This window comes from Micromonospora avicenniae, from assembly GCF_900156065.1.
Lineage (GTDB): Bacteria > Actinomycetota > Actinomycetes > Mycobacteriales > Micromonosporaceae > Micromonospora > Micromonospora avicenniae.
The window spans coordinates 1-12,531 of the sequence record NZ_FTNF01000014.1; the positions used below are offsets into that span (position 1 = coordinate 1).

The 12,531-nt window shown below is 72.2% G+C and carries 10 protein-coding genes; 6 read left to right on the forward strand and 4 right to left on the reverse strand.

What is annotated here, in order from left to right:
• Positions 1-530 precede the first annotated feature (530 nt).
• Positions 531-1,148, reverse strand: a complete 618-nt coding sequence (locus BXA10_RS20680; protein WP_076472589.1) for a DUF4126 domain-containing protein — start codon at positions 1,146-1,148, stop codon at positions 531-533.
• A gap of 71 nt (positions 1,149-1,219) precedes the next feature.
• Here BXA10_RS20680 and nucS point away from each other — a divergent pair, with 71 nt between their 5' ends.
• On the forward strand, positions 1,220-1,879 hold the full coding sequence (gene nucS, locus BXA10_RS20685) for an endonuclease NucS (protein WP_076472317.1): 660 nt from the start codon (positions 1,220-1,222) through the stop codon (positions 1,877-1,879).
• A gap of 79 nt (positions 1,880-1,958) precedes the next feature.
• On the opposite strand, the gene BXA10_RS20690 is transcribed toward nucS, so the two are convergent.
• The gene (locus tag BXA10_RS20690) at positions 1,959-3,458 is read right to left on the reverse strand and encodes an aldehyde dehydrogenase family protein (protein WP_076472320.1); all 1,500 of its coding nucleotides are present in this window, start codon (positions 3,456-3,458) and stop codon (positions 1,959-1,961) included.
• Positions 3,459-3,698: 240 nt separating this feature from the next.
• Here BXA10_RS20690 and BXA10_RS20695 point away from each other — a divergent pair, with 240 nt between their 5' ends.
• The 5 genes from BXA10_RS20695 to BXA10_RS20715 all read left to right on the forward strand — a co-directional run bounded on the left by BXA10_RS20695 (position 3,699) and on the right by BXA10_RS20715 (position 8,483).
• Positions 3,699-4,112 (forward strand): FHA domain-containing protein, encoded by a 414-nt coding sequence (locus BXA10_RS20695; RefSeq protein ID WP_076472322.1) that lies wholly within the window; start codon positions 3,699-3,701, stop codon positions 4,110-4,112.
• Positions 4,113-4,242: 130 nt separating this feature from the next.
• Positions 4,243-5,343, forward strand: coding sequence for an alpha/beta fold hydrolase (locus BXA10_RS20700; protein ID WP_175649261.1), 1,101 nt, complete (start codon positions 4,243-4,245; stop codon positions 5,341-5,343).
• Positions 5,344-5,451: 108 nt separating this feature from the next.
• A complete protein-coding gene (locus BXA10_RS20705) occupies positions 5,452-7,242 on the forward strand; it encodes a 3-hydroxyacyl-CoA dehydrogenase family protein (RefSeq protein ID WP_076472326.1) in 1,791 nt (596 codons plus the stop codon).
• Between the two features lie 37 nt (positions 7,243-7,279).
• Positions 7,280-7,606 (forward strand): hypothetical protein, encoded by a 327-nt coding sequence (locus BXA10_RS20710; RefSeq protein WP_076472329.1) that lies wholly within the window; start codon positions 7,280-7,282, stop codon positions 7,604-7,606.
• 67 nt (positions 7,607-7,673) lie between these two features.
• Positions 7,674-8,483: an alpha/beta hydrolase gene (locus BXA10_RS20715; protein WP_076472331.1), complete on the forward strand. Its 810-nt coding sequence runs from the start codon at positions 7,674-7,676 to the stop codon at positions 8,481-8,483.
• 58 nt (positions 8,484-8,541) lie between these two features.
• On the opposite strand, the gene BXA10_RS20720 is transcribed toward BXA10_RS20715, so the two are convergent.
• Both BXA10_RS20720 and BXA10_RS20725 read right to left on the reverse strand, forming a co-directional pair.
• Entirely contained in the window at positions 8,542-9,639 is a 1,098-nt protein-coding gene (locus tag BXA10_RS20720) for an AI-2E family transporter (protein WP_139338074.1), read from the reverse strand.
• A gap of 573 nt (positions 9,640-10,212) precedes the next feature.
• On the reverse strand, positions 10,213-12,507 hold the full coding sequence (locus BXA10_RS20725) for a hypothetical protein (protein ID WP_076472335.1): 2,295 nt from the start codon (positions 12,505-12,507) through the stop codon (positions 10,213-10,215).
• Positions 12,508-12,531: the final 24 nt, after the last annotated feature.

Sequence of the window (12,531 nt, forward strand, 5' to 3'; positions counted from 1 at the left end):
CCGCAGTACGCCACCACCGCGTTCCTGAAGGGTTTGAAGCAGGTCGACGGCTGGCACGACATGCCGCTGACCCAGGCCGCCCAGACCGTGCAGGTGTCGGCCTACCCGGACGCCTACGCCCAGTGGGAACAGCAGGCCGCCGACCTCGTCGCCCACTACTGGAACAGCTGACAACCACACAGCAATGACATGACCGTTGGCCGGCACCCGAACCCGGGTGCCGGCCAACGGCATATCCGAACCCGGCCAACCCCCGGAGCCGAGCTGGCCAACCCCCGGAGCCGAGCCAGACGCGGCCGGCCCCGGGACCGAGCCGGACGCGGCCAGTCCCGGGACCGAGCCAGACAACGGCGCATCCACCCACAGCCCGAGCCGGACCAGCGGCGCACCCACCCGCAGCCCGAGCCGACCCGAGCAGCGGCGCATCCAAACACGGGCCGAGTCAGGCGGCCGCGCAGCCACACGCGGGCGAGCCAGGCGGCCGGTGGCAGCCGCGCTGGCTGGACGACGATCGGTTGGCGCGGCGCTGGCTAGACGCGGAAGCCGGCCGCCCGGGCCGCTTCCAGTTCTCGTCGGCGGTCGGCACGCCGGCGCCGGAACCAGAACCAGAAGGCGAGCAGCCCGACCAGGAACAGCAGGACGAGCACCGGCAGCAGGATCGCCACCACCGACACCAGCGCGCTGGTCGCGTCCTCGGCGGTGCTCGCCACCGGTGCGCCCACGCCGGCGGTGGTCGCGTTGATGATCGGTCGGGCGGCGGACTTGAGCAGGTGCACGCCGAACGCGATGAGCACGCCGGTCGCCACGGGTACCCACTCGTGGGATCCGAAGAAGCTCCCCGGGTCGCTCACCGTGACCGTCTCGGCTGTCGAGCCCGCGCCGAAGGCGAGCCCGCCTGCGGTGGGGCGTACCACCGTCTGCACCACGTCGTTGACGTGGTCGAGCATCGGCACCTTGTCGGCGACCACCTCGACGGAGAGCAGCGCCGCCAGGATGATGAGGACCCAGCCGTCGCCCAGCCAGGCCCAGCCGCTCGGCAGGTCGATCAGGTCGGTGTACCGGGCCAGCAGACCCACGGTGAGCAGAGGGATGTAGGCGTTCAGTCCGGCCGAGGCGGCGAGGCCGGTTCCGGTGAGGAGTTCGAACACGGTCACAGCATCCCACCGGCACGCCAGTGCCGCCCGACGGTGATCGCCGGCTCCTCCGCTACCCTCGTCGGGTGCGGTTGGTCATTGCGAAGTGCTCGGTGGACTACGTCGGACGGCTCTCGGCGCACCTGCCGCCGGCCACCCGACTGCTCATGGTCAAGGCGGACGGGTCGGTCTCCATCCACGCCGACGACCGTGCGTACAAGCCGCTGAACTGGATGAGCCCGCCGTGCCGGCTGGAGGAGGCTCCGGGCGTGTGGCGGGTGGTCAACAAGGCCGGCGAGGAGCTGCGGATCACCCTCGAGGAGATCTTCCAGGACACCTCGTACGAGCTGGGCGTGGATCCGGGCCTGCGCAAGGACGGCGTGGAAGCGCACCTGCAGGAGTTGCTCGCCGCCAACCCGGAGACCCTCGGCGAGGGTTTCACCCTGGTCCGGCGTGAGTACATGACGGCCATCGGGCCGGTGGATCTGCTCTGCCGCGACGCCAACCAGGGCGCGGTAGCGGTCGAGGTGAAGCGGCGCGGGGAGATCGACGGCGTGGAGCAGTTGACCCGCTACCTGGAGCTGATGAACCGGGATCCGCTGCTCGCGCCGGTCGCCGGTGTCTTCGCCGCACAGGAGATCAAGCCGCAGGCGCGGGTGCTCGCCACCGACCGGGGGATCCGCTGCGTGGTGGTCGACTACGACAAGCTGCGCGGCATCGAGCGCGACGAACTGACGCTCTTCTGAGCGGGTGTCGGGCCGACGGCTCGTCCCGTGGTCCTGGCCCGGAGTGAACCATCGCTCCGGACGTCGAAGCGGCTCGCCGTCATGACCTGCCGTACATCAATTTGATGGCCTTCACGAGCCGGGCGACGTCGGCCGGCGTGCGCTCGAAGGTCATCGAGGGCAACAGCGAGCGCGCTCGACGTCGGGTGATCGACTTGGCCCGGCCGAACTCGCGCAGCCCGTCCGCGCCGTGGATCCGGCCGAAGCCCGAATCGCCCACCCCACCGAAGGGCAGTGTGGACATTCCGGCGAAGGCCAGCGCCGAGTTGACCGAGGCCATGCCGGAGCGCAGCCGGCGGGCGATCGCCACCGCGCGGCGCCGGCCGAAGACCGAACCGCCCAGGCCGTACGTGAGGGCGTTCGCGCGGGTGACGGCCTCGTCGACGTCACTGACCCGGTTGATGGTGAGCGTCGGCCCGAAGGTCTCCTCCTGGACGGCGGCGGAGTCCTCCGGCACGTCGACCAGCACCGTCGGCCGCACGTACGGCGGCTGTACCGCGTCCGCGCCGCCCAGCACGGCGCGCCCGCCCCGGGCGAGCGCGTCGTCGATGTGCCGGCGTATCACGTCCAGTTGGGCGGGCATCGTGATCGGGCCGAGGTCCGAGCCGTCGGCGCCCACGGTAAGCCGGCCCGCCCGGTCGACCACCTTCGCCACGAAGGCGTCGAAGACCGGTTCGACGGCGTAGACGCGCTCGATACCGATGCAGGTCTGCCCGGCGTTGGTCATCGCGCCCCAGACGCAGGCCTCGGCCGCCGCGTCCAGGTCGGCGTCGCTGTCGACGATCATCGCGTCCTTGCCGCCCGCTTCGATCAGCACCGGGGTCAACGACTCGGCGCAGGCCGACATCACCTTCCGCGCGGTCGCGCTGGAGCCGGTGAAGGCGAGCTTGCCCACCCCGGAGCGGCAGAGCGCCGCGCCCACGTCGCCGAGCCCGTGCACCGCGGTGAGGACGGGCTGCTCCGGCACCACCTCGGCGAACGTGTCGACGAGCCACTGCCCGACCGCGGGCGTGTACTCGCTGGGTTTGAAGACGACCGCGTTACCGGCCGCCAGCGCGTACGCCGTCGAGCCGATGGGGGTGAGGACCGGGTAGTTCCACGGGCCGATCACACCGACCACCCCGTACGGCTGGTATTCGAGGTGGCCGGAGAATTCGGCGAGGATTAGCCGGGACCGGACCCGGCGCGCGCCGAGTACCTTTCGAGCGTTGCGTGCGGCCCAGTCGATGTGCTCCACGGCGCTGACGACCTCGACGACGGCGTCGGCGACCGGCTTGCCGCCTTCGAGATGCATCAGGTCGGTGAGCTGCTCGATCCGCTGGGCGAGCAGTGCCCGCCAGCGCAGCAGTCGCTTCCGGCGGCCGGCGAAGCCGAGCGCCGCCCACCACTGTCCGGCGGCGCGGGCCCGCGCGACCGCCGCCGTGACGTCGGCCGAGGTGGCGACCGGGAACCGCCCGGCCTCGACGCCGGTGGCCGGGCTGGTGGAGACCAGCAGGCCGTCTTCGATGACCGGGGCGCCGGGGACATGCACAGCCGTCATGGCGGGAGTCTAGACCCGAGCATTACTCGCCGGTAGGGCGAATCGACCACCGTGCCCAGGCCTTCGGCGTGCCCTGAACCCTTGTGACCAGCACCGATCAGTCACTTCGCCGCCCGAATCGGGGAGCGGAAGGTGTACGGCCGGAGGCGCGGAGGTGTCCGCGTGGCCATGGAGGCAACTACCGTCTGGTGGCACGCTGATGCGGGGAGTCACGGTGTGGGGTGGAGGGGCTGACTGTCCATGGAGGAGCTTGCGGAACTGCTGCCGTTGTTGACGGTCGCCGGTGGTCCGATGCGCGGGGCGAGTTTCCGGTTACGCTCCGAAGCCCAGCTGATCGGCCGAGCCCCGACGGCTCACGTCTCCGTCGCCGACCCACATCTGAGCCGGCGGCACGCCGAGGTGTGGCTCGCGTCCGAGGGTGCCTGCCTGCGTGACCTCGGCTCGACCAACGGCACCTGGCTGAACGACCGCCGGATCACCGGCGTGGCGCGGCTCAGCGACGGGGACGTGATCCGGCTCGGACGTACCGAACTCCGCTTCTTCGACCCGGGCGTGGCCCGCACCGACCCCGTCGGGATCCGCTTCGGCCCGCCCCGGCGTGACCACCGGCCGACGTTGCCCCTGCCGTTGCCGACGCCGCCGGTGCTGCGCTGAGGCGACGCCTCGCCATTCCGGCCCGACGCGTCGCGGTGGCGACCTGACTGGACCCCGGCGACCGGCCACACCTGCGGACCGGACCGGATGGGCGTCGACCACATGGACCGCTGACCGGCGGGGTGGCAGCATGCCGCGGATGGAGAGCGAGCAGCGGGTCGTCACGTCGAACGGCATCAGCCAGTCGGTACGGGTGGCCGGCCCGCCGGACGGGGTGCCCGTGCTGCTCGTACACGGGAACTGCTCATCCGCGGCCTTCTGGGAGCCCCTGATCCGGCGCCTGCCGGAGACGCTCCGGATCGTCGCCCCCGACCTGCGTGGCTACGGCGACACGCAGACCGCCCCGGTGGACGCCACCCGTGGTCTACGCGACTTCGCGGACGACGTGGCCGCCCTGCTCGACGAGGCGACGCTCTTCCCCGCCCCGGACGTACGCCCGCTGGTGGTCGGGCACTCCCTCGGCGGGGGAGTGGCGATGAGCCTGCTGATCGACCACCCCGACCGGGTGGCCGGGCTGCTGCTCGCCGCCCCCGTCTCCCCGTACGGCTTCGGTGGCACCCGTGACGTGGCCGGCACCCCGACCACCCCCGATTTCGCGGGCACCGGCGCGGGCACCGCAAACCTCGACTTCGTGGCCCGCCTCGCCGCGCAGGACCGCGGCGACGACGCCCAGGCCAGCCCGCGCAACGTGCTGCGGGCCACCTACGTGTCGGACCCGGCGTCGCTCGGCGTGGACGAGGAGTTGCTGCTGGACAGCGTCCTCTCCACCGCCACGGGGGACGACAACTACCCGGGCACCTCGGTCGCCTCGGCGAACTGGCCGGGTATCGCCCCGGGCGAGCGCGGCGTGCTGAACGCCCTCGCGCCGACGTACCTCCGGCTCGCCGACGACCTGGTCGCGGTCGCGTCGAAGCCGCCGATCACCTGGATACGCGGCGACGCCGACGTGATCGTGTCGGACTCCTCGCTCTTCGACCTCGCGTACCTCGGCTCGCTCGGTGCCGTGCCCGGCTGGCCGGGCGAGGCGGAGTGCCCGCCGCAGCCGATGATCGGACAGACCCGGGCGGTGCTGGACCGGTACGCCGCGGCCGGCGGCGCGTACCGCGAGGTGGTGCTCGCCGGCTGCGGGCACAGCCCGCACCTCGAACGGCCGGCGGAGTTCGTCGCCGAACTGCTGGCGCTGACCGGCGTCGGATCCGCGACGACGGGCGGGACGCGGGCGGCCGTCTGACGAAATATGCCACCGAATCTCGACAACCGGGCGGTGCATGGCAGACTCGCGCGCATAACCTTAGCGGCCGTTCAACCGGCCGTGCGGAGCGTACTGGGGAGGCCGGTCGTGGCACGCGAGTTCACCAGCGTGGGCGTTGTCGGGCTGGGCACCATGGGTGCCGGCATCGTGGAGGTCTTCGCCCGCAACGGCATCGACGTGGTCGCCGTCGAGATCTCCGCGGCGGCGCTCGAACGCGGCCAGGCCACCCTCACCCGCTCCACCGATCGGGCGGTCGCCAAGGGCAAGCTCGACCCGGCGGACCGGGACGCGCTGCTCGGCCGGGTCACCTTCGCCGTCGGCCTCGACGCGCTGCACGCGGTCGACCTGGTCATCGAGGCGGTCCCGGAGCACCTCGACCTGAAGCAGCGGATCTTCGCGGAGCTGGACCGGGTCTGCAAGCCCGACGCCATCCTGGCCACCAACACCTCGTCGTTGAGCGTCACCGAGATCTCCGTGGCCACCAGCCGGCCCAACCAGGTCATCGGCATCCACTTCTTCAACCCGGCGCCCGTGATGAAGCTCGTCGAGGTGATCCGGACGGTCGTCACCTCGGCCGACGTGGTCGCCGACGTGGAGGCGCTCTGCGCCCGGCTCGGCAAGGTCGACGTCACCATCAACGACCGCGCTGGATTCATCGCCAACGCGCTGCTCTTCGGCTACCTGAACCACGCGGTGGCCCTGTTCGAGTCGAACTACGCCAGCCGGGAGGACATCGACGCCGCGATGAAGCTCGGCTGCGGCCTGCCGATGGGCCCGCTCGCGCTGATGGACCTGATCGGTGTCGACACCGCGTACGAGATCCTGGACACCATGTACCGGCGTGGTGGGCGGGACCGCCGGCACGCGCCGGTGCCGCTGATCAAGCAGATGGTCACGGCGGGTCTGCTGGGGCGCAAGTCCGGCCGCGGCTTCTACACCTACGAGCGGCCGGGCTCGCCGGTCGTCGTACCGGACGAGGCGACGCCCGTGGCCGGCCAGGCCGCGCTCGCCGAGGGGGCCCGGGCGACCGCGAAGGTCGGCGTCGTCGGCTCCGGCACGATGGCCACCGGCATCATCGAGGTCTTCGCCAAGGCCGGTTACGAGGTCGTCTCCGTGACCCGGGGCGCGGAGAAGTCCGCCACGGTCTGCGAGGCGGTGAAGACCTCGCTCAACAAGGGCGTCGTACGCGGCAAGCTCAGCGAGGAGGAGCGGGACGGCGCGCTCGGCCGGATCACCTGGTCGGCCACGCTCGACCACCTCGCCGACGTCGACCTGGTGGTCGAGGCGGTCGTCGAGGAGCTGAGCGTGAAGAAGGCGCTCTTCGCCAGCCTCGACGAGATCTGCAAGCCGGGTGTGGTCCTCGCCACCACCACCTCCTCGCTGCCGGTGATCGAGATGGCGATGGCCACCCAGCGGCCGGCGGACGTGGTCGGGCTGCACTTCTTCAATCCGGCCCCGATCATGCAGCTGGTCGAGGTGGTACGCACCATCCGCACCTCGCCGGAGACCGTGGCCACGGCCCGCGCCGTCTGCGCCGCGCTCGGCAAGACCTCGGTCGTCTGTGGCGACCGCTCCGGGTTCGTCGTCAACGCGCTGCTCTTCCCGTACCTCAACGACGCGGTGAAGATGCTGGAGGCGAGCTACTCGACCGCGGACGACATCGACCACGCCATGAAGCTCGGCTGCGGCTACCCGATGGGCCCGTTCGAGCTGCTCGACGTGGTCGGGCTGGACGTCGCGCTGGCCATCCAGCGGGAGCTCTACCTGGAGCTGCGGGAGCCGGGCTTCGCTCCCGCGCCGCTGCTGGAGCACCTGGTCACCGCGGGCTACCTCGGCCGTAAGACCGGCCGGGGATTCCGCGACCACACGCACCGCTGACCGTGGGGGCCAGTGAGCCGGCCGTACGCTTGATGACGTGAGTCCCCGTCGTAACCGTCCCCGCCGGGACGAGACCCAGGACCTGGACGTCGAGCGGGCGCGCCAGGGCGTCGGCTCGGTGCAGCAGTGGCGCGACGGCGAGTGGCAGGTACGCGGGATCAGCGGGGGCTCCTCGGTCAAGACGTACCGCTGTCCGGGGTGTGATCAGGAGATTCGGCCCGGGGTGCCGCACGTGGTCGCCTGGCCGGCGGACGGCCGGGGCGATCTGAGCGACCGCCGTCACTGGCACCGCGGTTGCTGGGGTGCGCGGGACCGGCGTGGCCCGGTGATCCAGCGCGGCCGCAGCGCCCCCCGCTACGGCTGAGCGATCTGGGTCACGCTGTTTCCTCCCCGGGCGGGCGACGCCGACGCCTTAGCGCCAGACTTGACCGGTGAGCAAACCGATCCGCGCGTCGTCCGTCCTCCCCGCCAAGCGGGAGGACATCGAGCTGCACACCGCCGATGGGCTGCGCCTGGTCGGCGAGCTGGCTCGCCCGCTGGACCGGGAGCCGGTGGCGACCCTGGTCTGCCTGCACCCGCTGCCGACGCACGGCGGGATGATGGACAGCCACGTCTTCCGCAAGGCCGCCTGGCGGCTGCCGGCCCTGGCCGACGTCGCGGTGCTGCGGTTCAACACCAGGGGCACCAGCAGCCTCCGCGGTACCAGCGAAGGGACGTTCGACAACGCGGTCGGTGAGCGCTACGACGTGGCCGCCGCGATCGAGTACGCCGAGTTCAACGAGCTGCCTGACATCTGGCTGCTGGGCTGGTCGTTCGGCACCGACCTGATCCTGAAGTACGGCTGCGACCCCGCCGTCGCCGGCGCGATCCTGCTCTCCCCGCCGCTGCGCTACTCCAAGCCGGAGGATCTGGCCCAGTGGGCGCAGTCCGGTCGGCCGGTCACGGCGCTGGTGCCCGAGTTCGACGACTACCTGCGTCCGGAGGAGGCGCGGAAGCGGTTCGCGGCGGTGCCGCAGGCCGAGGTGGTCGGGGTGCCCGGGGCGAAGCATCTCTGGGTCGGTGACGCGGAACGGGTGCTCGACGCGGTGGTCCACCGGGTCAACCCGGCCGTCGCCGTGCCGCTGCCCACCACCTGGGACGGCCCGATGGAGACCGGCGACGTCAGCGCGTACGCCGACCGGACGGTGGCCTCGTTCGCGGACCGGCCGGTGCCGGGCCCGCCGCAGGCCCACGCGGGCTGAGCGGGCGAGTCGCGGTACGCGCCCCCGTCCGGCCGCCGTGCGCGGCGCCGAGCGGGCGTCAGCGTGACTGCTGCCGGGGCAGCACCACCTCGCGCAGGATGATCTGGATGGCGGCCACCGTCGGGATGGCGATCACCGCGCCCACCACACCGATCAGGCCGACCCCGAGCAACGCGGCGAGCAGGGCGGCCACCTCGTTGACGTGCACCGAGCGGCGCATCACCTTCGGGTAGATGAGGTAGTTCTCCACCTGCTGGTAGACGAGGAAGAAGACCACGCAGGCGATGCCCGCGGAGAGGTCGGTGGCGAAGCCGACCAGGGTCACGATCACCGCGCCGAGGGTCGCCCCGATCTGCGGGATCAGGTCGGTCACCGCGACCACCACGGCCAGCGCCATCGGGTACGCCAGCCCGACGATCAGCGCGAAGACGAACGTGCTCAGGCCGGCGAGCACCGCGATGCAGAGCGCGCCCACCATGTAGGCGCCGACCCGGGTGAGGATCTCGTCGCCGATCAGCTGCACCCGCTCCCGCCGGGACGCGGGCACCAGGGAGTAGCCGAGGGCACGCAACCGGTTGAAGTACGCCAGGAAGTAGATGGTCAGCACCAGCACGGTCAGGGCGCGGAAGATGGTGCCGAAGATCAGTTGGGCGCCGCCGAGCACGCCACCGAGGGCGCGCCCCACGGTTTCCGCGTTCAACGCGCCCTGCACCTTCTGCACCAGGTCGTACCGCTCGACCAGTTCGTTGACGGTCTCGCTGCGGCGCAACTGCTCGATGTAGTTCGGTACCTGCTCGATGAACTGGCCGGACTGGGTGATGATCGGCGGCACGAGCGCGAACACCCCGCCGCAGAGCAGCAGCAGTACGGCGAACGCGACAAGCGCGACGGAGAGGCCGTGCGGCAGGCCCCAGCGGCGCAGCCGGGCCACCGCCGGGTGGAGGCCGATCGCGAGGAAGAGCGAGATCACCACCAGAACCAGGATGCCGAGGGCGTTGCGCAGGCCGAGATAGAGGGCGTACGCGGCCAGCGCGCCGAGCCCCCCGGTGAAGCCGACCAGGAAGCTGCTGCGTCGCAGCGGACGGCCGCGCGGCCCGAAGCGTCCCGAGCCGGTGGCCGGTGCCGGCTCCGTCGGGTCGTCCGGTCCCTCGCCCACCGCCGTGGCGTCGGGTCGCGGCGGCTTCGCGCCCTGGGGTGCGGGGGTACGCCGCCCCCGGCCACGTTCCGGGGCCTGTTGCTCCGCCTCGGCCCGTTCCGGGTCCGGCCCGTCGGCCCTCGGCCCGTCCTGTGTCACCAGTCCTCCGGTCAGCTCGGCGACTGCGTCGCCTCATCCGCGCAACCGGCGCACTCCTGACACCGGCTCTGCCCGGAGACTACTGGCCCTTCGCGTCCCGCATCAGTCGCTCCTGTCGTCACGACGCCTGCCACCCGGCCTGACCGGCTCGGCGCGGCGAGGGGCCTACGCCGACGTGTGCGCGAGCGTGATGACGCAGAGGCATAAATATGACTCAGAGGCACCAGTCTCGTGGCGGCAACGGTGCCGGGTGGGCATGCTGCGTCCACAGCTACCGGAGGCGCGGCGATGGCAGCCACCGCGGTTCGCCAGGGCCTCGTCGCGACTCACGAAAGCCACGGTCCGCCACCGGTCGCGACGCAAGCGCCTGCGACGCGGGTTCAGTAGCGCGGAACGGAACGGTGCTCGTCCGCCGCCCGGGGACGGGCCCCCGCATCACTCCTTCTCGACGGAGACCGTGTTGGGCTTGGCCGCCCGCTCGTCGGTGGTCGGTTTGCTGGGGCGTTTGCCGTTCTCACCGGTGCTGGTGATCTTCGTGGGGGTGGCGCCCCGGCCGCCCTCGCCCGGTACCGCGGCGACCGTCGGCTCACCGTCCACGGCCGCACCGGCGGCCCCGTCGTCGACCGTCGTGACCGGCTCGGCCACCGGGCGAGCCTTCGGCTGACCGGCAGCCTGCGGTTCACCCTCGTCGGTTGCCGGCTCCGGCTTGGTCCCGGTCGCCGCGCCCGCTTCGCCGGCGCTGTCGGTTCCGCCCTGCGCGCCACCCGCCCCCTTGGGGGCCGCGCCCGCGGTGGCGGGCCGCGCCGTGGCGTCGGCGGGCTGTGCGGTCGCGGTGACCGGCTGCGCCTTGCTGTCCGGCTGGGCCTTGCCGGCGACCGGCTCGCTCTTGGCGCCGCCCGTGCGGGACGTGCCCGCCGGCTTCGCCGTCGGGTCGTCGCCCGCGCCCCGTCCGACGTCGACCGGCCGGGCCGCCACGGCCGGCCCCGCCGCCGGCCTGTTTCCGGCCGCACCCGCGGGTGGAGGCGAGGTCGGCCCGTCGGAACCAGCCGGCTCCGCGGCGACCTTCTCCCGCAGCTCGGTCAGCTGTCGCTGGAGCTCGTCGGACTCCTGCCGGGAGTTCCAGGTCTCCTGGCGCAGATCCGCGAGCTGTTGCTGGGCCTGCGCGATCTCCAGCATCACCTGTGCGAGCTGCTGCCGGCCGGACGCGACCTCCTGCTGCGTCGCCGCGAGGTGCTGCTGGGTGGTGGCCAGGGCCTGCTGGGTCGTCGCCGCGTACTCCTCGAACTGCCGACGGGACGTCGCGACGTGCTCGTCGGCCTTGCGGCGCTTGTCGTTCGCGTCGGCCTCGGCTCGGCGCAGCAGCTCGGTGGCCTGTTCCTCCGCCTGCCGGCGCAGCGTGGCCGCGTCGCGTTCGGCGGCCTGCCGGACGCGGTCGGCGCCCTGCTCGATCTCGTTCTTACGGGCCGTGTATTCGGCCTCCAACTGGTCGCGCCGGGCGGTGAACTCGGTCTCGAGTTCCTGCTGGCGCCGGGTCGAGGTGGTCTCCAACTCCTGCTGGCGGCGGGAGAAGGTCGACTCCAGCTCCTGCTGGCGGGACTTGTGCTGCTTGTCCAGCTCGTCGCGGCGCTTGGCGAACTCCTGCTCGGCGGCGGCCCGGCGCTGGGCCAGCTCGCGGTCCGCGGTCTCCCGTCGGGAGCTGACCTCCTTCTCCACGCCCGCCCGCCAGGCGCCCAGCTCCTGCTGGGTCTGCGCCCGGGACTGCTGCACGTACGCCTCGGTCTCGGCGCGCATCCGCTGCACGTACGCCTCGGTCTCGGCGCGGCCGCGCTTGGCCGCCTCGGACGCCTGCGTGGTCATCCGCTCGGCCTCCTGCTGGGCCTTGGACCGGGTGGCCCGGCCCGCCATGGCGGCGTCGTCGATGATCTGCTTGGCCTCCCGCTGCGCCTTGGCATGGGTGGCCCGCCCGGCCTCGGTCGCCTGGTCGACGAGACGCTTCGCCTCCTGCTGCGCCTTGGCGTGCACCTCCTTGGCGGCGTCCCGTAGTTCGGTGGCCTCCTGCTGCGCCTTCTCCAGCGTCGTCCGAGCGGCCTCGCGCAGCTTGGTGGACTCCTGCTGGGCCCGGGTGTGGATCTCCTTGGCCGCCTCCCGCAGCTGGCTCGCCTCCTGTTGCGCCCTGGCCAGCTCGTCCTGCGCGTTCCGGCGCAACTTCGCGGATTCCTCCTTGGCGGTCCGCAGCGCGGCCTCCGACTCGGCCTTGCGCGCGTTGGCCTGCCGCTCCTCCTCGGCACGCCGCGCGGCGAGGGCGATCTCGAAGTCCTTCAACGCCTTCTCGGCCTGCGCACGGGCATCCTCGATGATGTGCTCGGCGGCGGCCCGCCGGGAGTCGATCTCATCGTTGGCGACGCGGAGGATCTCCTCCGCCTGCTCCTCGGCGAGGGTGAGGATGTGCTCGACGCGGGGGCCGAGGTGCCGGAACGAGGCCCGGTCCACCACACCTACCTGTTTGCGCACCTGCGCGAGGTCCCGCTGGAGCACCTCGACCTGACCGGCGAGCTTGTGGATCTGGGTGTACGCCTGCTCGCGCTCGGCCGCGAGAGCTGTGATCTCGTGCTCCGCCCGCGCGACGTATCGGTCGACCTGCTTCTTCTCGTACCCCCGCAGAGCGGTCTCGAAGCTGGGCTCCGTGGCCACGTCCCCGCCGAGAGCGAACAGTTCCTCGCCGTGCGACATGCCCTCATCCTCACACGCAACGGG